The sequence below is a fragment of the Cohnella luojiensis genome, assembly GCF_004564235.1.
GTDB lineage: Bacteria > Bacillota > Bacilli > Paenibacillales > Paenibacillaceae > Cohnella > Cohnella luojiensis.
The window spans coordinates 163263-185142 of record NZ_SOMN01000001.1; the positions used below are offsets into that span (position 1 = coordinate 163263).

The window sequence follows — 21880 nt, forward strand, 5'->3', positions numbered from 1 at the left end:
GTGTTGGGTTTTATTTTTTTGAGCATTGGTTCGATTCAGAAAGGAGGTATAGAGGAAAAAAGTCCCACGGAAAGTTTACGGCCGCCTTTGTAATCCAGTTGCAACCGCTCAGCCAATTCAATGGCAATTGGATTACAACCAGCGGTGGAGTGGGACTTTTCTTCCGGCATACCCAGGTTTTCTGAATCATTCTGCTCTAATTTAATGAAACCCAACAAAAAAAGCCATCCTATATGCAGTAACACCTGCTGAGGATAGCTTTTTTCTGGCTGCAGCGTCCAGGGACAAGGCAGCCGCATATGCGTCAGGCGCAAGACTTAAGCTTGCGCGGACAATGCGTTGATTTTTTTGGCCAGACGGGATTTTTTGCGAGCAGCTGCATTCTTATGAATGAGCCCTTTGGTTGCCGCTTTGTCCAACTTCTTCTGAGCCGCGCCGTAAGCCGCTTTAGCAGCGTTAGCATCCGTTCCTACGACCGCTACGTCAGCTTGTTTAACAGCCGTACGAAGAGCGGATTTAGCCGAAGCGTTGCGCAAGCGACGAGCTTCGTTCGTTTTGGTACGTTTAATGGCGGATTTGATGTTTGGCATTCTTTTCACCTCCAGATAAAACAGAAGTATTTCTCTACACAACTTGTAACATTCTATCATGCAAGGGGGTAAAATGCAAGCTAATTTCCCACCTCATTCCGCAAGCGAAAGGGGCATGATTTCTTCCCATGACTAGCGATTTGTCAATGTACAACATACGCACGGACCTGGCGCTCGAGGCGAAGGAAATCGCGACCGAAGGGCAGCAATCGGCAACGATACCCGGAGTATGGTCCGAGACGGAGAACGCGGAGGGTATTACCGTCACCCGTATGGAAATTCAGACCGAGCAAGGAGCCCAGCAGATCGGCAGGATGATCGGACACTACGTCACTCTCGAGGTGCCGGAGCTGCGACAAGGGGATACGACGCTTCAGGATAAAGTAGCCACCTCGTTCGCGAAGGAATTCGAGGCTTTCTTAAAGAGGCTTGGAATAAATACGACAAGCAGCGTGCTCATCGTCGGATTAGGCAACTGGAACGTTACGCCCGATGCCTTAGGTCCGATTGTAGTGGAGAACATTTTGGTTACCCGCCACTACTTCGAATTGATGCCCGATCAGGTTAGTCCGGGTTATCGGCAGGTCAGTGCCGTAGCTCCCGGCGTCCTAGGCACGACGGGAATCGAGTCAAGCGATATCGTTCAAGGCATCGTGGCGACTTCGAAGCCGGATCTGATTATCGCCATCGACGCGTTAGCGGCCAAATCGCTCGAAAGAGTAAACACGACGATTCAGATCGCGGATACGGGCATTAATCCAGGCTCGGGAATAGGAAACAAGCGCAAGGGGCTTACGAAGGAAATATTGGGAGTACCTGTTATCGGGATCGGAGTGCCGACCGTGGTATACGCCTCGACGATAGTAAACAATACGATGGATCTCGTTTTCGAGCATATGAAAAAACATACGAACAATACCGACCCGCTGTTCGGGGTGTTCGGGAAAATGGACGAGACGGAGCGATTGCAATTGGTCAAAGAGGTATTAAATCCGCTAGGCCACGATCTCCTCGTAACTCCCAAGGAAATCGACAAATTCATGGAAGATATCGCGAACGTCATTGCGAGCGGACTTAACGCAGCGCTTCATGAAGCGGTGGATACGGATAACGTTGCAGCGTATACGCATTAACTTCGCATACGATACTCGCTGACCCCGGCTCTCGCGAGAGTCGGGGTTCTCGCTGTTCATCGACAACTCTATCAACCTCTGAAAAGGCGGTTCTATCATTTTTCTTTCTCTCATATGATGGGATACCTTGAGAAAATAAGAGAAGGAGCATCCGCAACCTGGAGGCTCCGGGGGAGGAAGTCGATGAAACGTATTGTCGTATCGCCGAACTGGCCGTTAATTCGCGCGAGATGGCGCCGGGTTTTGATTACCGGCCGCGCTTATTTCATTCTTAGCGTCTGCTCCATGGTGCTGTTCGTTCTGCTAGGGTTAGGCGGCATGGTGCAGAAGTCGTTAGCCGCTTCTCCCGTCCAGTCGATGAAGGGGTTCGCCGCTTCCTTGTCCGGGCAGTTTTTTCAATCGCTTCTGAGCATGGAGCTTCCGCATATGGATGCCACGGATGGTTCCCCTTTCCAAACGGGGAGGATGGCAGCCTTCTTGCTAAGGTTCATGACCGACGTAAATCCTAACGATCCCAAAAGTTTAATAGCTTTGGAAATGCCGGGAATGGACCGGGACCAATCCGTATTGCTTCGTCCAGGTTCCGGGGAACCCGAAGCCCCGGAGGATCACGGTCCGATCGAAGGCAATGATCAACTTCCTGATCAGGATGGGACGCTGCATCCCGACGAAGAAACGGACCCCGCTGAGGATACGGCAACGCCTGAACCGCTTCGGCAAGAAGAGAATCCTCCGAGCGTAACGGAAACCCATTCCACGGAAGGCCGTAATGTCGTTTTCATCTATCATTCGCATAATCGAGAGTCTTGGTACCCGGAATTGAAGTCCGACAAGAAGGATCCTAGCTCCGATACGGTCAATGTTACGCTGGTCGGCAAGCGACTCGCGAAGCAGCTGGCATCGCTAGGAGTAGGCGCGTCTCATTCGTCGAAGGATTATTTGACCACCGTTCAGGGCTATAATTGGAATTATTCGTACAAATATTCTTTGCAGACCGTTCGTCAGGCGCTGGCTTCCAATAAGCAGCTTAAATTTTTCTTCGATATTCATAGAGACTCGCAACGCCGCAAGAAGACGACTGCAACGATCCGCGGAAAAGACTATGCGCAGGTATATTTCATTATCGGGCACCGCAATCCGAATTGGCGGGAGAACGAGGAATTCGCTAACCGAATCCACGAGCGGCTGGAGAAGGATTATTCGGGATTGTCCCGAGGTGTATGGGGCAAGACGGCCGCCAGCGGCAACGGGGAGTATAACCAGTCAATTGCTCCGGACAGCGTTCTGCTTGAAATAGGCGGCGTCGACAATACGTTGGAAGAGTGTTATCGCACGGCGGACGTTCTGGCTAAAGTGATTGCCGAGCTTTATTGGGAGAACGAAGAAGCAGTAAAAGTGAACGCGAAGAAATGAAGGGAAGGAGGGGACGAGGATGCGGCGCGATACGTTCAAGTTGCTTGTTTTCGCGGCAATTTTAGGTTTTGCCGTTCTCTATGGAATGGAACTGTCTTCGAAAGGAATCGAGAACGTGAACGGCTCATTGGTATCGGATACGAATGGACAAGCCGTCGAAGAAGGGGATTGGACGCTGCCGGCGAACCAAACTCCCCGGGATAGCCAATCTCCGGATCAGGAGGCGTCAGCCCAAGGCCGGAGAGAGGCTGAGGATAACCTTAAAGATTGGGATGAAGCCGAGCTCGGCATTCCCCGCAACGATCGCGAACCGATTGTCGACCGCGTCTCCGGTAAAACCGCCGACGTGCTGCACGATTTGTCGCGGAACGGAATCCGTATGGTCGTATCGATCTTCGATAAGGTGATGGGATAGAGTAGTCCACGAAAGACGAGCGAAATTAAGTTTATGCGTCATCGTGCAACCAGTATAATAAAGAAAGTGAATAGTCCCATACGAATGATAGGTGAATTCGAGTGAAAAAAATTATGTTCACGGGTGGCGGTTCAGCCGGTCACGTCACGGTAAATATGGCTTTAATTCCTCGCTTTCTGGGTGAAGGCTGGGCAGTCGAATATTTAGGCTCAGAAGACGGTATAGAGAAAAAATTGATCTCATCCTTCGAGAATGTACTTTATCACGGTGTTGCAACCGGGAAACTAAGAAGATATTTGGATTGGAAAAATATAATTGACCCATTCAAGGTCGTTAATGGAGTCCTTCAAGCTTATAGATTGATAAGAAAACAGAAGCCCAACGTTCTCTTTTCCAAAGGAGGGTTTGTTTCTGTTCCAGTTGTTATAGGAGCATGGCTCAATAAAGTACCTATAATTATTCATGAATCTGATGTAACGCCAGGGTTGGCTAATCGCATTTCTATTCCTTTCGCAACCGGGGTTTGCACGACCTTCGCTGACACAGAGAAGTACCTGCCGAAAAGCAAAACGTATTTCGTTGGACCTATCATTCGCGAGGAATTGAAACATGGAAACATAGATCGAGGAAGAGCTTTCTGCCAGTTTACTGATCAGAAGCCAGTGCTGCTCATTATGGGCGGAAGTCTTGGAGCGAGGCAGATTAATAAGTCGGTGAGGGCTGCTTTAGGGTATCTAGCGAATCGTTATCAGATTGTGCATCTTTGTGGAAAAGATCAGATAGACTCATCTATTCAATCTCCGCTCTATAGACAATTTGAGTATATCCAAGAAGAACTTCCCGATTTGTTGGCTATGTCAGATATTGTTGTTTCAAGAGCAGGAGCGAATTCCATTTTTGAATTTTTATTTTTACGTAAACCAATGCTCCTCATCCCTTTAACGAAGGAGCAGAGTCGTGGAGATCAGATCGTGAATGCCCAATCGTTCAAGGCTTCAGGCTTCTGCGAAGTGCTTATGGAAGAGCAACTTAACGCGGAGACATTGGCAAGTAACATTGAAATAATTTATCGAAATCGATCTACATATATCCATAATATGAATCAATATGAACAAAAGGACGCATTGTCTTCCGTAATTGAATTGCTAAGAAGAGTGACCAAGTAACAACTATTCTCGCCAGCAAATGGATTAGAATGTTAATCATCATTAATGGCTGGAAATCAAGATGGAGAAGCTCCGAATACATTGTTTTTCATCGTAAATGCAGCACTTTTGCTTCTGAACCCTTTTATTTGGCCTAAAGTAAGATGTTTCTCATCGTAATTCACTCGGATGATGAATGCGAATTAATATTAGCGATGGTTTTCATCGTACTACGGCTTGACGTCGATGGTTCGGCTGTCATATGATTATGGTAATCATGTTTTAAAGGGGCAAATTTTTATGTTGGTATTGGTTCTTAACTGATTTATCTGATACGTCGCGAACAAAGGTTAGGTTAGAAGACCGTCCTTCGGATGGTTTATATCCTTGCTTCTTCTTCGCGGCACTGATAACCAGTGAAGAACCGGTCAAGACCGCCCCTGCGAAGATTTATTTCGGGGAGATCAGCCGTGCTCATCAGGGTACGGCTTTTTTGCGCAAAAAAACGGGGATGAACCCTTATTTGCGTACTCCCGTGAAATGTTTTCCGGCAGGCTGCGAGCTTGCGCCGATGGCGCTCGTTCTTGCGGCCTGTTTTTATTTTCACACCTTTTTCCACCTATTGGAGGGTTTAACTTTGAGACAACATTCGCTTAACAAATTAGAATACAATCGCGTGACCGGCATTCTGATGAATTATGCCGTTACCTACTTGGGGAAACGCCATGTGGAGAAGCTTCAACCGCTTCAGGACCGGGATGTCATTAAGCGAAGGCTGACGGAAACCCAAGAAGCTTGCCTGCTACTTGCCAAGGGAGGGCATCCGCCGCTTCCATCGTTGGAAGGGATGGAAGTAATGATGGGACTGCTCGGAACGGGATACGTCATGGCCGAGCAGGATTTCGGATGCCTGGCCCAATTCGCTCGCAGCTGCGAGCAATTGCGCCAATATATGTCCTCGAAGAAATCGGAAGCCCCGGTAGTCGCGGCATACGGTACGTCGATGCATGATCTTAAGCCACTCCGCGAATCGATCGAGATTTGTATCGACAGAGGCCGTATCGTGGATACGGCCAGCTCGGAGCTGTTGAAGATCCGCAAGAAAATCCGCATCGCGGAAGAGAGACTGCAGAAACGGCTGGAGGGAATGCTCTCCAAGTTTTCCGATATTCTGCAGGAGCGTTTAGTCAGCCAACGAGGCGGAAGATATGTGCTTCCGGTTAAGAAGGAGTATCGCAAGCGAATTCCGGGGACGGTTCTGGATGAGTCGTCCAGCGGGCAGACGGTATTCGTCGAGCCTTCGGAACTAGCGGGATTGCAAATGGATTTAAGCGCGCTGAGGGTAGAGGAAAACCGGGAGGAAACGCAAATCCTGGCACAGTTAACGGGCGAGGCGGAGTCGTATTCTTACGAGTTGTCGGTTAATCTGGAGACGGTCGGCCACTACGACTTCCTGTTCGCCAAAGCTAAATGGGGGCTTGCGATCGGAGGAACCGCTCCCGAGTTGAACGAGGAGCGGCTCATCGACCTGCGCGATGCCCGGCACCCGTTGCTTGCGACGAAACCGGTTCCTCTGAACATCAAGCTGGGTGACGGGTATCAGGCGTTGCTGATTACCGGTCCGAATACGGGCGGCAAGACGGTCGCGCTCAAGACCGTTGGCCTGCTCACGCTGATGGCGCAGTCCGGCTTGCTAATACCGGCGGCAGAAGGAAGCCGCCTTTGCGTGTTCCGGTCGGTGGAGGTCGATATCGGCGACGATCAGAGCTTAGATTCTTCGCTAAGCACATTCTCTTCGCATCTACGTAACGTCATCGATATTCTGGCTCACGCCGGATCTTCCACGTTGGTCTTGCTAGACGAGTTAGCGACGGGAACGGATCCGGGCGAGGGCGTCGGACTTTCCATAGCCGTGTTGGAAGAGCTATATAGACGAAGGTCCGTCATAATGGCCACGACCCATTTTAACGAAATCAAAGAATACGCACGGGTCACTTCAGGTTTCCAGAATGCCAGGATGGCTTTCGACGAAGAAACGTTAAGTCCGTTGTACCGTCTGGATATGGGGGAGGCCGGCAATAGCTATGCTTTCGTCATAGCTGCGAAGCTGGGGATATCTTCAGCCATCATCGATCGGGCGCGGACGATCGCGGATAGCTTGAAGGATGGCAGGGGTAACGGTTCGGTTCCCAAACAGGCGAAAGGTGATGCTAATTCACCGCAGGCGAGGGACAGGGACAATCATCGTTCAACTCGCAAGGTAAAGCCTTCGGCAACGGAGGGTGAATTGTCCGTTAAGTGGGCCATTGGCGACGTCGTATTCAACCCGCAGCTGCGCAAGCCTGGGGTCGTATATCGATTGCCTGACGAAAGAGGCAACATGGTCGTTCAAGTACAGAAGGAAAAGATTACGATCAACCATAAGCGCATTCGCAAATTTATCGACAAAAAGCATCTCTATCCGGGTGAGGATTACGATATGGATATCGTGTTCGAATCCGTCGAGAATCGGAAGAAACGGCATTTGATGGGTAAGCGGCACGTAGAAGGATTAACGATCGAGAAGCCTTCGGAGGATTAAGTCGAGAAAGGCAGAATGGATGTCTCATTGATGCCTTGGTTCTACGCTGTTATAATGAAGTGATCGTCAACTGACGCATGGAACCGGCTGGGGGTACTCATTGGAATGGCTGAAATTACTTTTAAACAGACTCACATTCGCAATTTCTGTATTATCGCGCATATCGACCACGGTAAATCGACATTGGCCGACCGCATATTGGAATATACGGGCACGCTGACTTCCCGCGAAATGCAAGATCAAGTATTGGATTCGATGGATCTCGAACGCGAACGGGGCATTACGATTAAATTGCAAGCCGTTCGTCTGTTATACAAAGCGGACGACGGCGAAACGTACATGCTTCATCTGATCGACACTCCCGGACACGTGGATTTCACTTACGAGGTTTCACGGAGTTTGGCGGCTTGCGAAGGCGCTCTTCTTGTCGTCGACGCCGCGCAAGGTATCGAGGCGCAAACGTTGGCGAACGTCTATCTGGCCCTCGACAACAATCTGGAGATCGTGCCGGTCATTAATAAGATCGACTTGCCGAGCGCGGATCCGGAGCGGGTCAAGAAGGAAGTCGAGGACGTCATCGGTCTCGATACGAGCGATGCGGTGCTTGCTTCCGCGAAGAACGGCATTGGAATTAAAGAAATCCTGGAGCAAGTCGTACAGAAAATACCCGCTCCTGCCGGTGATCGCAACAAACCGCTTAAAGCGCTCATTTTCGACTCCCATTACGATCCCTATAAAGGGGTTATCTGTTATATCCGGATCGTGGACGGAACGATCCGCGCGGGCACTCGCATGAAGTTCATGGCAACGGGAGCGAATTTCGACGTCGTCGAGGTCGGCACCTTCATGCCTCGTCCGACCGCGGTTACCGAGTTGGGGCCGGGAGATGTAGGCTTCGTGACCGCTTCGATCCGGAACGTGAAAGATACGCGCGTAGGGGACACGATTACGGATATGAAGAACCCTACGGCGGAAGCTCTTCCCGGCTATCGTCGGGTTAATCCGATGGTATTCTGCGGATTGTATCCGATCGAGACGACCGATTATAACGATTTACGCGACGCTTTGGAGAAGCTGGAGCTTAACGATGCTTCCCTTCGCTACGAGCCGGAATCGTCCCAAGCGCTAGGTTTTGGCTATCGTTGCGGATTTCTCGGCATGCTTCATATGGAAATCATTCAGGAGCGTATCGAGCGCGAATTCAATATTCCGCTGATTACGACGGCGCCGAGCGTTATTTACAAAGTCACGCAAACGAACGGCGAGGTATTGGAAATTTCCAATCCTGCCGATTATCCGGAAGCGGGCAAGATCGACTTCGTAGAAGAGCCTTACGTTAAAGCTTCCATCATCGTCCCTAACGATTTCGTGGGAGCGATCATGGAGCTTTGCCAGAATAAACGCGGAGAGTTCATCGATATGCAATACCTGGACACGAACCGCGTTACTTTGAAATACAACATGCCGCTGGCGGAGATCGTCTACGACTTCTTCGACCAACTGAAGTCCAGCACGAAGGGTTATGCTTCCTTCGACTATGAATTAACGGGCTACCGCCAATCCAGTCTGGTGAAAATGGATATTCTGCTTAACGCCGAGAAGGTCGACGCGCTTTCTTTCATCGTGCATAAGGACAGGGCGTACAATCGGGGCCGGGTCATCTGCGAGAAGCTCAAAGAGCTTATTCCACGCCAAATGTTCGAGGTTCCGATCCAAGCCGCCATCGGCCAGAAGATCGTCTCCCGCGAATCGATCAAGGCGATGCGCAAGAACGTTCTCGCGAAGTGCTACGGCGGTGACATTTCCCGGAAACGGAAGCTGCTCGATAAGCAAAAAGAAGGTAAAAAACGCATGAAGCAAGTCGGTAACGTCGAAGTGCCTCAGGAAGCGTTCATGGCCGTGCTTAAGCTGGACAACGATTAATATACTCATTTTTCAAGGATGGCGGGCTAACGGCCCGCTATTCTCTATTTTCCGCAAAATCAGAGTTTGAACGAGGTGAACCCGATGCAAGTTCTACCAAACGCGACAGAATCCATTAAGGTGCCTCCGGTCCATACATGGACTCCGCGAGCGCTTTATATCCATATCCCTTTTTGCACGAACAAGTGCTTCTACTGCGACTTTAACTCATACATTGCCGCGGGACAGCCCATAGACGCCTATTTGGACGCGTTGGAAAATGAAATGAAGCTGACTGTCGCGGAATTGCCGCCGACGATCATTGATACCGTGTTCGTGGGCGGGGGAACGCCGACCGTGCTTAACCCGGCGCAAATGACCCGTTTCCTGGCTTCCGTCAAGAAGCATTTTCCGCTTGCCGATAACGTCGAATTCACGATGGAAGCAAACCCGGGAACGACGGATATGGAGAAGCTTGCGGCCATGCGCGAAGGCGGCGTCAACCGAATCAGCTTCGGGGCGCAGACGTTCGATGACGGCTTGCTGGCTGCGATCGGAAGAATACATGCGGCTCAAGATGTCGTTCAGAGCATCGCGAACGCGAAAGCCGCCGGATTCGCGAATCTGTCCATCGACCTAATGTTCGGTTTGCCCAACCAGACGCTGCAACAGCTGAAGGATAGCGTGACCAAAGCTTTGGAGCTGGATTTGCCGCACTATTCCCTCTACGGCTTGAAGGTGGAGGAAAATACGTTGTTCCATCGCCTCTACCAACGCGACGAGTTGCCCCTTCCCGAAGAGGACGACGAGCTTGCGATGTATGAGCATCTTATGGAACGGTTAGGCGGAGCAGGCTACCGGCATTACGAGATCAGCAACTTCGCTAGACCGGGCTTCGAGAGCCGTCATAACACGACGTATTGGCACAATGAGCCCTACTTCGGTTTAGGTGCCGGTGCCCATGGCTACGCGCTTGGCAAACGCCATATCAATATCAAAGGCGTGCAGTCATACATTGATGCGGCTAACAAAGCGCTTCCCCGGTTGGATGAAAGTTCCGTTAGTACCGAGGAAGCGATGGGAGATTTCATGATGGTCGGCCTGCGCTTGCAGGAAGGCGTTACGCTGGCTGGCTTCGAACGTCAATTTGAAGGTATGCATTTAGAAGAAGTATTCGGGGATGCACTGCGAAAGCTAGTAGGGCAGGAGCTGCTCGAGCGTTATGAACAGGATGCGTATGCGGGCTACCGCTTGACTCACCGGGGTATCCTGTTCGGCAACGAGGTTTTCGGCGCTTTTGTTTAAGACGGTTTCAACGATTCGTTAAATTTACCCGATCCGCCCTTGGCGATGCTCAGCGTCTGCCAATCGGCGGATTTGTTTGCTTTAGCGACGTAAACAATCTGTCCGACATGGTAGCCGTAGTGGGAAATTTGACGATGAATGGCCTGCAGCACGGAATGGGCTTGACCGCGGATCGTCACCGTGCGCAATAAATCATCCGGCGTTAGCTCCTCCAAGGAGTCGAACAGAACCGCCCAACCTTTTTCCCATAATTGCATAAGCTGCGCCAATCCTTCGATATCATCGACGAATTCATCGTCGCGGTTGCGATCGGGCTTCTCTCCGATTTTCCGAACAGCTTTTGAATCGGCGCGATAAACAATCCCTTTCACGACGATGGAAATGTCTCTTGAGGATTCATTCGCATTGTTGTATATTTATACATATATTTATGCGATGAGAGAAGGAATTCACATGTCGGTCGTCTGCCGAAAAGCATTGCCCGAGGATGTAGATGCTCTATATGAACTTATACAAGGTTATGCCGCCAAAGGGATTATGCTGCCTCGTTCCCGCGAGGCTTTAATGCGCAGTATCGATACCTTCGTGGTCGCGCAGGACGGAGAACGACTCATCGGTTGCGGGTCGTTGTGCCGATTAGGCAGCGATCTCGTCGAGATTCGATCGCTCGGCATCGTAGACGGTTATAAGGGACATGGAATCGGCAGCCGACTCGTGGATGTTTTAATGGAAGAAGCCAAGGCGCTTGGCATTCCTAAAGTCATGGCGTTAACCTACGAATCGGCTTTTTTTCAGAAAAACGGATTTAAAATCGTCGATAAAGAGATTTTTCCTGAGAAGGTATGGACCGATTGCGTGAATTGCCCTAAGCAGCTTTGCTGCGACGAAATCGCGGTCTTGAGGCTAACCGAGCCTGTGCCCGCCGGTGAACGATTGAGTTTCGCCCAAATCTGATTGAACCAGCCAAACCGAGCGGGAACGTCCTTGACATGACCGCCCTCGGTTTGGTATTTTTGTATTAGCAATTAGCACTCATCGAAATGGAGTGCTAACGAAGTTAAATTACGGTATGCATAAGGAGGAGTCTCGGATGCTGAGCGAACGTCAACGAATGATTCTAAACGCGATTATCGACGATTATATTCGTTCCGCCGAACCTGTCGGGTCCCGCAGCATCTCCAAGCGCGGAGACGTAACCTTTAGTCCTGCTACCATTCGCAACGAAATGGCGGACTTAGAGGAAATGGGCTTGCTTGAACAGCCGCACACCTCCGCCGGCAGAATTCCTTCGATCAAGGGCTACCGTTATTACGTTGACCATCTCGTTACTTTGGACGGCGTGGGGGATCAAGATGCTCGCAAGCTTCGCACCTATTTCGCGGAGAAGATGAACCACTGGGAAGGCGTGATCGGTCACGCGGCGACGATCTTGTCCCAATTGACCAATTACACGTCGATCGTGCTCGGGCCGGAAATGTTCAGCACGACGCTGAAGCATTTTCAGCTTATTCCGATCAATGACGTTTCCGCCGTGGCTATCATCGTCGCGAACACCGGACATGTAGAGCACCGGACCATCACCATTCCCGACGGCATATCGATGGATGACATGAACAAGGTCGTCAATTTATTGAACGAGAAGCTGACGGGCGTTCCTTTCTACAAGGTCAAATCCGTATTGCACAGCGAGATCGCCAATGAGTTAAGCCGTTACGTAGAGCATTGCGAAGATATCTTAACGCTTCTGGAGCAGACGATTACCGAAGAACAGGAGCCCAAAGTTTTTTTGAGCGGGGCTTCCAACATGCTCACCCAGCCGGAATTCAAGGATGTCGACAAAGCGAAGAGTATCCTGGGTATGCTGGAGGAAACGCAGCTGCTGATGCAGCTGTTTCAATCCAACCCCGGCGGCATTCACGTGAAAATCGGCACGGAAAACGCGCTAGAAGCGATCAACCAATGCAGCTTGATTACGGCTACGTACTCTTATGAAGGTCAATCCCTCGGGACGATCGGAATATTGGGACCCACGCGCATGGAATACGGCAAGGTCATTAGTTTACTGAATTATTTATCCAAGGATATCGCGGTGATGATGTCCCGTTGGTATAAGTAAAGTCGCATTGCATAGCACCCAACCAAGGGTGGCACGGTAAGGAGGTGAATCCTGCATGAGTACGAACGAGACGAAGGAGCCAGTAAACATGGATGAGCATCAAGAGGACTCTTCGGAAAACAAAGATACGGGTTCCGAGGTGAAAGAAACATCCCCTGAGGATAGCGAACAACCGGCCGCTGCCGAGAGCGGCGAAGAAATCGGGATCGCAGCCGAGCTTCAGCGTCAGGCGGATGATAACCATAGCCGCTATTTGCGCGCGCAAGCCGATTTCGATAATTTCCGTCGGCGTACATTAAAGGAAAAAGAAGAGCTTTCGCAATACGCATCCTTGAAGCTGATTACTCAGCTGCTGCCGGTGCTGGACAATTTCCAGCGCGCGCTACAAACGGGCGGAGAGGGCGCGGAAAGCGGATCTTTCGCTAAAGGCGTAGATATGATCTACCGTCAGCTATTCCAGGTGCTGGAGGCGGAAGGACTGAAGCCGATGGATTCGGTCGGCCAGCCGTTCGATCCGGAACTGCATCAGGCTATTATGACGGTCGAAAGCGAAGAGCACGGGGAAGGCATCGTCGTCGAGGCGATCCAAAACGGATATTGGCTGAAGGACAAAGTCATTCGGCCCGCGATGGTTAAAGTAAGCGGCTAAGCAGCGAGATATCGCATCCCAATCATTGCACTTATATGAAGGAGGAACATACAGTTATGAGTAAAGTAATCGGAATCGACTTAGGAACAACAAACTCTTGCGTAGCGGTAATGGAGGGCGGCGAAGCCGTAGTCATCCCTAATCCGGAAGGAAACCGCACGACCCCTTCGGTCGTCGGCTTCAAGAAAGACGGCGAGCGCGTAGTCGGCGAGACGGCCAAACGTCAAGCTATCACTAACCCGGATCGTACGGTAAGCTCAATCAAGCGCCACATGGGAACAAGCCACAAAGAAACGATCGAGGGCAAAGCATACTCCGCACCGGAAATTTCCGCGATTATCTTGCAGAAGCTCAAAGCAGATGCGGAAGCATACTTAGGTCAACCAGTTACGCAAGCGGTTATTACCGTTCCAGCATACTTTAATGACAGCCAGCGCCAAGCAACCAAAGATGCCGGTAACATCGCGGGTCTTGAAGTTCTGCGTATCGTTAACGAACCGACGGCGGCAGCTCTTGCGTACGGCTTCGAGAAACAAGAAGACCAAACGATTCTCGTATTCGACTTAGGCGGAGGTACGTTCGACGTCAGTATTCTTGAGCTAGGCGAAGGATTCTTCGAGGTTAAAGCGACAAGCGGCGATAACCACCTGGGCGGCGACGATTTCGACCAAGTCGTGATGGAATGGCTTGCCGCGGAGTTCAAGAAAGAGCACGGCATCGATTTGCTGAAAGACAAAGCTGCTGTACAACGTTTGAAAGACGCAGCGGAAAAAGCGAAAAAAGAACTATCCGGCGTCGTTTCCACGACGATTTCCTTGCCGTTCATCACGGTTGTAGACGGAGTTCCTCAGCATTTGGAGCTTAACCTTAGCCGTTCCAAATTCGACGAGCTTACCGCAGGCCTTGTCGAGCGCACGATGGGACCTACTCGCCAAGCATTGTCCGACGCGGGCATGACTTCGAAGGATATCGACAAAGTCGTATTGGTTGGCGGATCTACCCGTATTCCTGCCGTACAGGATGCGATCAAGAAGTTAACGGGCCAAGAGCCTCATAAAGGCGTTAACCCTGACGAAGTCGTTGCCCTTGGCGCGGCCGTCCAAGCGGGCGTGTTGACTGGCGAAGTCAAAGACGTTGTTCTGCTGGACGTTACCCCGTTGTCCCTGGGTATCGAAACCGCGGGCGGCGTGTTGACGAAAATGATCGATCGCAACACGACGATTCCGACAAGCAAATCGCAAGTCTATTCTACTTACGCGGATATGCAGACGCAAGTTGAAATCCATGTCCTGCAAGGCGAGCGCGCGATGGCGAAAGACAACAAAACGTTGGGTCGTTTTATTCTGAGCGACATTCCGGCTGCGCCGCGAGGCGTACCGCAAATCGAAGTCACTTTCGACATCGACGCGAACGGTATCGTTAACGTATCCGCTCTCGATAAAGGAACAGGCAAAAGCCAAAAAATCACGATCACTTCTTCCAGCGGCTTGAGCAAGGAAGAAATCGACCGCATGCAGCAAGAAGCCGAATTGCACGCGGAGGAAGACAAAGCTCGCCGCGAGCTTGTAGAAGCGAAGAACAGCGCGGATCAACTTATCTATAGCGCTGACAAAACGATCAAAGACCTGGGCGACAAAGTCGATGCGAGCGAAATCGATAAGGCGAACGCGGCTAAAGAGAAGTTGACGGCTGCTCTCGCTTCCGATAACCTTGAAGAGATCAAAACGGCAACCGACGAATTGACCGAAATCGTGCAACAGCTTTCCGTTAAGCTCTACGAGCAAGCGGCTCAAGCTCAAGCCGGCGGTGCCGAAGGCGCAGATGCCGGTACCGGTACCGGTCCATCGAGAGAGAACGTCGTGGACGCGGATTACGAAGTCGTCGACGAAGAAAAGAAAAACTAAGGTTTTCTAGGATAAAACCGAAAGTCAAAGTGACTTCGCCCTTGGGCGAATTCATTTTGACTTTCCTTCATGAGGAGGTGGAGAAGTGGCGGACAAAAGGGATTATTATGATGTGCTGGAGCTGCAGAAGAACGCCTCCGCGGACGACGTGAAGAAGGCTTATCGCAAGCTTGCCCGTCAATATCACCCCGACGTCAACAAGGCGGCGGATGCCGAGACGAAATTCAAGGAAGTTAAGGAAGCCTATGACGTCCTTAGCGACGATCAGCAACGAGCTCGTTACGACCAATTCGGCCATCAGGATCCGAACGCGGGATTCGGCGGCGGCGGCGGAGCGGATTTCGGCGGCGGCTTCGGGGACATCTTCGATATGTTCTTCGGAGGCGGCGGTGGCGGCCGGAGAGATCCGAACGCGCCTCAGCGCGGCAATGACCTGCAATATACGATGACGATCGAATTTAAGGAAGCGGTATTCGGCAAAGAAACCGATATTACCATCCCGCGTACCGAAACCTGCGATACGTGTCATGGGAACGGCGCCAAGCCGGGCACGAAACCGGAGACTTGTTCGGTTTGCCGCGGCTCCGGCCAGCAAGAAGTGGCACAGAATACGCCATTCGGGAGAATCGTTAATCGTCGCGCTTGCTCGGCTTGTTCGGGACGGGGCACGATTATTAAGGAACGATGCGGAACTTGCGCCGGCAATGGTCAAGTCAAGAAGCAACGTAAAATTCACGTTAAAATTCCTGCCGGGGTCGATGAAGGCGCTCAACTGCGCATAAGCGGAGAAGGGGAAGGCGGAGTGCGAGGAGGCCCTTCCGGCGACTTGTACATCGTGTTGCGGGTGAAATCCCACGAGTTCTTCGAACGCGAAGGCGACGATATTTATTGCGAGATCCCGCTAACCTTTACGCAAGCGGCATTGGGCGACGAGATCGAGATCCCGACGTTAACCGAGAAGGTTAAGCTGAAAGTGCCCGCAGGTACTCAGACGGGAACTTACTTCCGTCTTAAGGGTAAGGGAGTTCCGAAGCTGCGCGGTTACGGACAAGGCGATCAGCAAGTGAAAGTAACGATCGTAACGCCGACACAGTTAAGCGAAGATCAACGCGAGCTTTTGCGCGATTTTGCCTCTAAGAGCGGCGAATCAACGCATGAGCATAGCAAGTCCATCTTCGAAAGAATGAAACGCGCAATACTAGGCGAATAATTCGTTTTGCAAGAACCGTCGGGGAACCGGCGGTTTTTCTTTTTGCATAAGCAGGGCATGAGAAGAGAAATATATGTAAATCATTGCTGCGTGAAGGTTTAATGCGCATGCAAGAGGGAGGAATGAACGAGATATGGCAAATGAAAATAAGCAATTACCGATCGGTTCGGCGAAGGATGTTGAATTCGCGGACGAGCTTGCGGACAGCGAGGACAAAGAAGCGCAGGAGCGAGCGGCGGCAGCGGATCGTCGGGCTACCTCGAACGAAGGGGAGTGACGGAGTTGGACATGCAGCCCATTCAGGCCAGGTTCGCGACCCAAGATCAAGCCGAATCCGCCATGCGCAAGCTTGCCTCGCTTCGAAGCGATCGTTTTCGATTAGAGCGAGTAATTAACGGTTTCGGCAGCTCCTATGCTTCCGATCAAGCAGGGGCAATTCAAAGCTCCGACGTTGACGGTTTGACGGCATCCTTGTTAGCGGGCTCTGCCTTTCAGTCCTCGTCGGGCGTGATGGCTTCCGCAGACGCTGTTGCCAATCAATGGGACGCGACTACAGAAGGTAGCGGACCCGTTTCCGAATTTACGTTATCCGCAAACGTACCCGGCGAAGCTGCCGAACAAGCTAGGACCGTCATCGAACAAGCCGGCGGTCAGATCGTATAGGCAAGAGAGACGCATCGTGAACTCACGTGGTGCGTCTTTTTTGCGCGTGCGGCCATTATCCCCTTCGCTCAGTGCTGGATAGCAACTCATTTCTCGCGCGTATGTCCATTATCCCCTTGGCTCAGTGTTCAATTTTAGGAAGAAGATCCAAGCATTTTCTTTTCATTGCCGCAAAATACGACAATAGGGCATGACTAGCCTAGCCTGAGCGAAAGGGATAATGGCTATAAGGTTGTTCCTGAGTGAATGGGATAATGGCTATAAGGCTTGGGTATTGGCTGTAAATCTCTTCCTTAACTAAGGGGATATTGGCGATAAGAACGCGATTAAGTAGATTCCGCGCGTGATTCGTTTTTTTGCATCGGGCAAAACAGTACGTGTATAATGAGATTCATTGAATGGCCATACGTACGTAGAGTGTTACGTTTTTGGTTGATTATAGGGAGGAACAGATTTGCGCTGGCATGAACTAACCGTCCTGGCGACGGAATCATCTCAAGAAATGGTTACCCACTATCTGACGGAGCTTGGAGCGGGCGGCGTTTCGGTCGAAGAAGCGTGGTCGGAGGATAAGCCTAGAGATACTTCTTTCGGTCAATTGTACGACACTCCGTTGAATGATATCAGACCGGGCTATGCGGTATTCAAAGCTTACTTCTCGGAAGATACCAAGATGGAGCCCATTGCCATAGAATTGAAGGCGTTATTGGAAGGGTTGCCGGAATTCGGATACGATGCGGGAGAGTTTACGATTGAGCTTGGTGACGTGCACCAAGATGATTGGGCGGACGCTTGGAAACAGTATTTCAAACCGATAGCGATCACCGATCGTCTTACGATCAAGCCTACTTGGGAGGACTATACTCCGCAAGGGGATGAACTTGTAATCGAACTCGATCCGGGAATGGCATTCGGTACGGGAACGCACCCTACGACTGCACTTTGCTTAAAAGCACTCGATAGCGCGATTAAAGGCGGAGAGCAGATTATCGACGTCGGCACAGGTTCGGGAGTTCTTGCGATCGGGGCGATGAAGCTAGGCGCATCCAAAGTATTGGCGCTCGATCTTGATCCGGTTGCGGTTACTAGCGCTAAGGAGAACATAGAGCTTAACGGCTACGAGAATGACGTTGAAGTTAGACTTAGCGATTTGCTCGGCGTTCTGCGCGAGAGCGAAAACGTATCCGATGAACCCTCATCGGCGCAAATTGTCGGTGTTACGCCACCGGTTGATCTCGTCGTTGCCAACATTCTAGCGGAAATTATCCTGCTTTTCCTCGATGATGTCTTGGAAGTGCTTAAACCCGGCGGGATCTATATCACATCCGGTATTTACAGCAACAAAGAAATGATAGTCGAAGCAGGACTCCTCGCGGCAGGTTTCGAAATCGTAGACGTGCTAAGGCAAGAGGAGTGGATTGCGTTCGTAGCAGGTAAGCCGAAGGGGGATGGCCAGTGAACAATTTTTTCTGGTTTCCGATTGAGCACCTTCCCGTCATTATCGTTATTATGCTGATCGCCTTTAGCGTGCATGAATTCGCTCACGCTTGGACAGCTTGGAGATTCGGAGACGATACGGCTTACCGGGAAGGCCGCGTTACTCTAAATCCGATGGCACACTTAGATTGGATCGGGATGCTTTTTCTTATCCTGGCTGGATTTGGTTGGGCCAAACCCGTTCCGGTTCGTCGAAGCAGATTCAAAAATCCGAGACTTATGAGCATAATCGTTACGGCGGCAGGACCTATAAGCAATTTATTGCTGGCATTTCTTTTTCTATTATTAATCAATGTATTGGATGTATTCCACGTATTCGATCATGCAACGAATGATTTTCTGATTAATTTAGGAGATTTTATTAATTATTGGCTTTCTATAAACCTTGCGTTATTTCTTTTTAACCTTATTCCCGTGCCGCCTCTGGATGGCTACCGGATCGTAGAAGAATTTTTGCCGATCAGGATTCGCATTCGAATACAGGAGATGGGCCAATGGATAACGTTCGGCTTCCTCTTGATCATCTTTATCCCTCCTCTTCGCGACTCGACGATAGGTCCGCTAATGAATTTGAGATGGCCGATAGTCGACGGAATGAATCGGATTTTAAATTTGATTTTTTAACAATTCCTTACGGTAGCAAAAAGCCCATGAACAAGGTAAGATGTAGGATGGAGCATCGGCAGGAGGCTATTGAAGATGCAGCGTTATTTTGTGCCTGAGGCGCAGATGGGACAGCTTTCCGTTATGCTCGAAGGAGAAGACGCCCGGCATGTAGCCGCCGTCATGAGATCCAAACCCGGCGATCGTTTCATTGCCTGCGACGGCAACGGCCGCGATGTATTGGCTAAGATCGTATCGGTTGAAAAAGATAAAATACAAGCGGAAATAATCGAAGAGTTGGTTTCGCAAGCCGAAATGGCTTGGAAGGTAACGGTGGCGCAAAGCTTGCCCAAAGGGGACAAGCTGGAAATCGTCATTCAGAAGGGAACGGAAGCGGGAGCGACCGTGTTTCAACCTTTCCTTTCCCAGCGTACCGTCGTGCAGTACGACGAACGCAAAGAAGCGAAACGCATCGATCGATGGCGCAAGATCGCCAAAGAAGCGGCGGAACAAAGTCATCGCAGCGTCATACCACAAATCAACACGGTCGCATCTTGGAAATCTTTGATCAAGATGTTCGCGGAGTTCGACCTCGTCTTGTTCTGTTACGAAGAGGAAGGCCGTACCGGAGTCGGGTTGCGCGATGTGCTGTCCAACATGATCTCAACGCACACGACGGCCGCTCCCCGCGTTATGATAGTCATCGGACCCGAAGGCGGCTTTACCCCCCAGGAAGCGGATGAAGCGGCAGTATCAGGTGCTAAGTTAATCGGTTTAGGAAAAAGAATATTACGGACGGAGACGGCGGCGTTATACGCGCTTGCCTGTCTCGCCTACGAGTCCGGAGAGTTGGGAGGAAACTGAAGATGCCGAACGTGGCATTTTATACGCTTGGCTGCAAAGTCAATTTCTACGATACCGAGGCGATCTGGCAGCTATTCAAGAACGAAGGCTACGAGCAGGTCGATTTCGAGCAGACGGCGGACGTTTATTTGATCAACACTTGCACGGTTACGAATACGGGCGACAAGAAAAGCCGGCAAATTATTCGCCGCGCCGTTCGCCGCAACCCGGATGCTGTCATCGCCGTAACGGGCTGTTACGCGCAAACCTCTCCGGCGGAGATCATGGCCATCCCGGGAGTCGATCTTGTCATCGGAACCCAGGACCGAGAGAAGCTGATGTCGTTCGTTACCGATATTCGGAGCGATCGAAAGCCGGTAAACGCCGTTCGCAATATTATGAAGACTCGGGAGTTCGAGGAGCTCGACGTTCCGGATTTCGCGGAGCGTACGCGAGCGTTCCTGAAGATCCAAGAGGGTTGCAACAATTTCTGTACGTTCTGCATTATTCCGTGGTCCCGCGGACTTTCCCGCAGCCGTAAACCGGAGAGCGTGCTGAATCAAGCCCGCCAGCTTGTGGAATCGGGTTACAAGGAAATCGTCCTGACCGGTATTCATACCGGAGGTTACGGGGATGACCTGGAAAACTACCGGCTAGCGAATCTGCTGGCCGATCTGGATAAGATCGAAGGACTGGAACGCATTCGCATCAGCTCCATTGAAGCGAGCCAGATCGACGAGAAGATGATCGCCATCCTCAATAGCTCGCCGAAGATGTGCCGCCATCTGCACATTCCTCTCCAAGCGGGCGACGACGACATTCTGAAGAGAATGCGCCGCAAGTATACGACCGCGGAATTCGCGGAGAAAATCCGCCTCATTCAAGAAGCGATGCCGGGAGTAGCGATTACGACGGACGTTATCGTCGGTTTCCCGGGCGAGACGCAAGAGCAGTTCGAGAACGGCTACAAATTCATGGAAGCCATGAACTTCGCGGAAATGCACGTGTTCCCGTACTCCAAGCGGACGGGGACTCCGGCAGCGCGCATGGATGAGCAAGTGGATGAAGAAGTGAAGCACGATCGCGTGCATCAACTGATCGATCTGTCCGAACGGATGCAAGCGGCTTACGGTCGCGAATGGGTAGGCCGCGTGCTTGACGTCATTCCGGAGCGCGAAGCCAAGGGCAAGGAAGGAACCGGCCTGATTTCCGGGTATACCGACAATTATATTCAAGTCGTATTTAACGGCGATCCTTCGCTAATCGGCAAGCTTTGTCGCGTCCGCATTACGGATTCCGCGGTAAATGAATGCACGGGCGAGCTTCTTGAGGTGCTGGAGCAAGACAACCGCCGTCCGATAGCAATGCAAGCTTAGAGATCGAGTCGATGATTTCATCGCAAGGCAGGCATGCGCAAGCTTGCTCCTCCCGATGAAGTCTTTTTCTCGTACATAGGAGCAACAAAGGGGGAACGTTAAATGGTAAAGGAAATATCCGCTGGAGGCGTCGTCTACCGCAAGTTCGATGGTCAATTGGAAATTCAGCTTATCGAAGATCGTTTCGGAAAGATGACGTTGGCTAAGGGTAAAATGGAGCCGGGGGAGACGGTGGAGCAGACGGCCTTGCGGGAGATCCTAGAGGAAACGGGCATATCGGGTCAAATCGCAGCCCCTCTTACCGTTATTTCTTATCGTTACGAGCATGCGAAGTTGGGTTCGGTTCAGAAGGAAGTCCATTATTTTCTCGTTGAAGCGGGAGATGATCAGCTTCAAGCTCAGATTGAGGAAATATCGGGAGTAGCTTGGCATGAACCGGCGGCAGCTTGGCAATTGCAGTTCAAATCGGGTTATGACAACAATGATGAAGTACTTCGGCTGGCTTACGAGAAGCTGGGTTTGAAACATATATAAA

At 51.0% G+C, this 21880-nt stretch carries 23 protein-coding genes; 19 read left to right on the forward strand and 4 right to left on the reverse strand.

Annotated features, from left to right (window positions below):
- Positions 1-35: 35 nt before the first annotated feature.
- Both E2980_RS23985 and rpsT read right to left on the reverse strand, forming a co-directional pair.
- Positions 36-215 (reverse strand): hypothetical protein, encoded by a 180-nt coding sequence (locus E2980_RS23985; RefSeq protein WP_167746927.1) that lies wholly within the window; start codon positions 213-215, stop codon positions 36-38.
- A 102-nt stretch (positions 216-317) separates the two neighbouring features.
- Positions 318-590: a 30S ribosomal protein S20 gene (rpsT, locus tag E2980_RS00760; protein ID WP_135150212.1), complete on the reverse strand. Its 273-nt coding sequence runs from the start codon at positions 588-590 to the stop codon at positions 318-320.
- 128 nt (positions 591-718) lie between these two features.
- Here rpsT and gpr point away from each other — a divergent pair, with 128 nt between their 5' ends.
- From gpr to E2980_RS00780, 4 genes are all read left to right on the forward strand, one after another.
- Positions 719-1723 (forward strand): GPR endopeptidase, encoded by a 1005-nt coding sequence (gene gpr, locus E2980_RS00765; protein WP_135150213.1) that lies wholly within the window; start codon positions 719-721, stop codon positions 1721-1723.
- A 183-nt stretch (positions 1724-1906) separates the two neighbouring features.
- A complete protein-coding gene (locus E2980_RS00770) occupies positions 1907-3136 on the forward strand; it encodes a stage II sporulation protein P (protein ID WP_135150214.1) in 1230 nt (409 codons plus the stop codon).
- 19 nt (positions 3137-3155) lie between these two features.
- Positions 3156-3551 (forward strand): hypothetical protein, encoded by a 396-nt coding sequence (locus E2980_RS00775; protein WP_135150215.1) that lies wholly within the window; start codon positions 3156-3158, stop codon positions 3549-3551.
- A 113-nt stretch (positions 3552-3664) separates the two neighbouring features.
- Positions 3665-4717 (forward strand): undecaprenyldiphospho-muramoylpentapeptide beta-N-acetylglucosaminyltransferase, encoded by a 1053-nt coding sequence (locus E2980_RS00780; RefSeq protein WP_135150441.1) that lies wholly within the window; start codon positions 3665-3667, stop codon positions 4715-4717.
- A gap of 358 nt (positions 4718-5075) precedes the next feature.
- Here E2980_RS00780 and E2980_RS00785 read toward each other — a convergent pair whose 3' ends face one another.
- Positions 5076-5303, reverse strand: coding sequence for a hypothetical protein (locus E2980_RS00785; RefSeq protein WP_135150216.1), 228 nt, complete (start codon positions 5301-5303; stop codon positions 5076-5078).
- Positions 5304-5333: 30 nt separating this feature from the next.
- Between E2980_RS00785 and E2980_RS00790 the strand changes: the two genes are divergently transcribed.
- The 3 genes from E2980_RS00790 (at position 5334) to hemW (ending at position 10484) form a co-directional block, all read left to right on the forward strand.
- Positions 5334-7277, forward strand: a complete 1944-nt coding sequence (locus E2980_RS00790) for an endonuclease MutS2 (RefSeq protein WP_135150217.1) — start codon at positions 5334-5336, stop codon at positions 7275-7277.
- A 105-nt stretch (positions 7278-7382) separates the two neighbouring features.
- Positions 7383-9200 carry a translation elongation factor 4 gene (gene lepA / locus E2980_RS00795; protein ID WP_135150218.1) on the forward strand — a complete coding sequence of 606 codons (1818 nt, stop codon included), beginning with the start codon at positions 7383-7385 and terminating at the stop codon, positions 9198-9200.
- Positions 9201-9284: 84 nt separating this feature from the next.
- Positions 9285-10484: a radical SAM family heme chaperone HemW gene (gene hemW / locus E2980_RS00800; protein WP_135150219.1), complete on the forward strand. Its 1200-nt coding sequence runs from the start codon at positions 9285-9287 to the stop codon at positions 10482-10484.
- Here hemW and E2980_RS00805 read toward each other — a convergent pair.
- Positions 10481-10900 (reverse strand): DUF1572 family protein, encoded by a 420-nt coding sequence (locus E2980_RS00805; RefSeq protein WP_135150220.1) that lies wholly within the window; start codon positions 10898-10900, stop codon positions 10481-10483. The genes hemW and E2980_RS00805 overlap by 4 nt on opposite strands.
- Positions 10901-10937: 37 nt before the next feature.
- Here E2980_RS00805 and E2980_RS00810 point away from each other — a divergent pair, with 37 nt between their 5' ends.
- The 12 genes from E2980_RS00810 to E2980_RS00865 all read left to right on the forward strand — a co-directional run bounded on the left by E2980_RS00810 (position 10938) and on the right by E2980_RS00865 (position 21879).
- Entirely contained in the window at positions 10938-11438 is a 501-nt protein-coding gene (locus tag E2980_RS00810; RefSeq protein ID WP_135150442.1) for an N-acetyltransferase, read from the forward strand.
- A gap of 136 nt (positions 11439-11574) precedes the next feature.
- Entirely contained in the window at positions 11575-12600 is a 1026-nt protein-coding gene (hrcA, locus tag E2980_RS00815; RefSeq protein ID WP_135150221.1) for a heat-inducible transcriptional repressor HrcA, read from the forward strand.
- Between the two features lie 55 nt (positions 12601-12655).
- Positions 12656-13249 (forward strand): nucleotide exchange factor GrpE, encoded by a 594-nt coding sequence (gene grpE, locus E2980_RS00820; RefSeq protein ID WP_135150222.1) that lies wholly within the window; start codon positions 12656-12658, stop codon positions 13247-13249.
- Between the two features lie 56 nt (positions 13250-13305).
- Positions 13306-15153 carry a molecular chaperone DnaK gene (gene dnaK, locus E2980_RS00825; protein ID WP_135150223.1) on the forward strand — a complete coding sequence of 616 codons (1848 nt, stop codon included), beginning with the start codon at positions 13306-13308 and terminating at the stop codon, positions 15151-15153.
- 85 nt (positions 15154-15238) lie between these two features.
- Complete coding sequence (dnaJ, locus tag E2980_RS00830; RefSeq protein ID WP_135150224.1) at positions 15239-16363, forward strand: molecular chaperone DnaJ; 1125 nt, start codon at positions 15239-15241, stop codon at positions 16361-16363.
- 133 nt (positions 16364-16496) lie between these two features.
- Positions 16497-16640, forward strand: a complete 144-nt coding sequence (locus E2980_RS00835; protein WP_135150225.1) for a YfhD family protein — start codon at positions 16497-16499, stop codon at positions 16638-16640.
- 11 nt (positions 16641-16651) lie between these two features.
- Positions 16652-17026, forward strand: a complete 375-nt coding sequence (locus E2980_RS00840) for a hypothetical protein (RefSeq protein ID WP_205699905.1) — start codon at positions 16652-16654, stop codon at positions 17024-17026.
- Positions 17027-17480: 454 nt separating this feature from the next.
- Positions 17481-18485: a 50S ribosomal protein L11 methyltransferase gene (gene prmA / locus E2980_RS00845; RefSeq protein ID WP_135150227.1), complete on the forward strand. Its 1005-nt coding sequence runs from the start codon at positions 17481-17483 to the stop codon at positions 18483-18485.
- A complete protein-coding gene (locus E2980_RS00850) occupies positions 18482-19147 on the forward strand; it encodes a site-2 protease family protein (RefSeq protein WP_240702790.1) in 666 nt (221 codons plus the stop codon). The genes prmA and E2980_RS00850 overlap by 4 nt, the downstream gene beginning before the upstream one ends.
- Before the next feature lie 75 nt (positions 19148-19222).
- On the forward strand, positions 19223-19990 hold the full coding sequence (locus E2980_RS00855; RefSeq protein WP_135150228.1) for a 16S rRNA (uracil(1498)-N(3))-methyltransferase: 768 nt from the start codon (positions 19223-19225) through the stop codon (positions 19988-19990).
- A gap of 2 nt (positions 19991-19992) precedes the next feature.
- Complete coding sequence (mtaB, locus tag E2980_RS00860) at positions 19993-21345, forward strand: tRNA (N(6)-L-threonylcarbamoyladenosine(37)-C(2))-methylthiotransferase MtaB (RefSeq protein WP_135150229.1); 1353 nt, start codon at positions 19993-19995, stop codon at positions 21343-21345.
- A 102-nt stretch (positions 21346-21447) separates the two neighbouring features.
- Entirely contained in the window at positions 21448-21879 is a 432-nt protein-coding gene (locus E2980_RS00865) for an NUDIX hydrolase (protein ID WP_135150230.1), read from the forward strand.
- Position 21880 lies beyond the last annotated feature (1 nt).

Bases quoted from the DNA above. Each gene is read 5' to 3' on its own strand.
- grpE (WP_135150222.1), top strand. From the start codon at position 12,656: ATGAGTACGAACGAGACGAAGGAGCCAGTAAACATGGATGAGCATCAA.
- E2980_RS00775 (WP_135150215.1), top strand. From the start codon at position 3,156: ATGCGGCGCGATACGTTCAAGTTGCTTGTTTTCGCGGCAATTTTAGGT.
- E2980_RS00810 (WP_135150442.1), top strand. From the start codon at position 10,938: ATGTCGGTCGTCTGCCGAAAAGCATTGCCCGAGGATGTAGATGCTCTA.
- mtaB (WP_135150229.1), top strand. From the start codon at position 19,993: ATGCCGAACGTGGCATTTTATACGCTTGGCTGCAAAGTCAATTTCTAC.
- rpsT (WP_135150212.1), bottom strand. From the start codon at position 590: ATGCCAAACATCAAATCCGCCATTAAACGTACCAAAACGAACGAAGCT.
- E2980_RS00865 (WP_135150230.1), top strand. From the start codon at position 21,448: ATGGTAAAGGAAATATCCGCTGGAGGCGTCGTCTACCGCAAGTTCGAT.
- hrcA (WP_135150221.1), top strand. From the start codon at position 11,575: ATGCTGAGCGAACGTCAACGAATGATTCTAAACGCGATTATCGACGAT.
- E2980_RS00835 (WP_135150225.1), top strand. From the start codon at position 16,497: ATGGCAAATGAAAATAAGCAATTACCGATCGGTTCGGCGAAGGATGTT.
- dnaK (WP_135150223.1), top strand. From the start codon at position 13,306: ATGAGTAAAGTAATCGGAATCGACTTAGGAACAACAAACTCTTGCGTA.
- lepA (WP_135150218.1), top strand. From the start codon at position 7,383: ATGGCTGAAATTACTTTTAAACAGACTCACATTCGCAATTTCTGTATT.
- E2980_RS00855 (WP_135150228.1), top strand. From the start codon at position 19,223: ATGCAGCGTTATTTTGTGCCTGAGGCGCAGATGGGACAGCTTTCCGTT.
- gpr (WP_135150213.1), top strand. From the start codon at position 719: ATGACTAGCGATTTGTCAATGTACAACATACGCACGGACCTGGCGCTC.
- hemW (WP_135150219.1), top strand. From the start codon at position 9,285: ATGCAAGTTCTACCAAACGCGACAGAATCCATTAAGGTGCCTCCGGTC.
- E2980_RS00780 (WP_135150441.1), top strand. From the start codon at position 3,665: ATGTTCACGGGTGGCGGTTCAGCCGGTCACGTCACGGTAAATATGGCT.
- E2980_RS00840 (WP_205699905.1), top strand. From the start codon at position 16,652: ATGCAGCCCATTCAGGCCAGGTTCGCGACCCAAGATCAAGCCGAATCC.
- E2980_RS00770 (WP_135150214.1), top strand. From the start codon at position 1,907: ATGAAACGTATTGTCGTATCGCCGAACTGGCCGTTAATTCGCGCGAGA.